The 223-nt window shown below is 52.9% G+C and carries 1 protein-coding gene; it reads left to right on the top strand.

All coding sequences use genetic code 11. The features are described from left to right. Window positions 1–223: hypothetical protein (locus ABR397_RS24815; RefSeq protein WP_350307987.1), on the top strand; the 223-nt coding region annotated here is incomplete at both ends.

The raw sequence follows: 223 nt of genomic DNA, 5'->3' as shown, positions 1-223 counted from the left end.
AAATTTGGCTGTCCTGTACCGTTGGGTGTGGTGGGGGAATTGTATATTGGTGGCGCGGGTGTGGCGCGGGGCTATCTGAACCGGCCAGAATTGACTGCTGAACGTTTCCTGGTCGATTCGTTTAACGATAAACCGGGTGCACGGATGTATAAAACAGGAGATTTAGCTCGCTACCTGCCGGATGGCAACTTGGAATTTCTGGGCCGCAACGACCAGCAGGTTA

The organism is Photorhabdus viridis, assembly GCF_040256935.1.
Classification (GTDB): Bacteria; Pseudomonadota; Gammaproteobacteria; order Enterobacterales; family Enterobacteriaceae; genus Photorhabdus; species Photorhabdus viridis.
The sequence above is the reverse complement of the archived record's forward strand: the minus strand, read 5'-3'. Positions and strand labels throughout refer to the sequence as shown.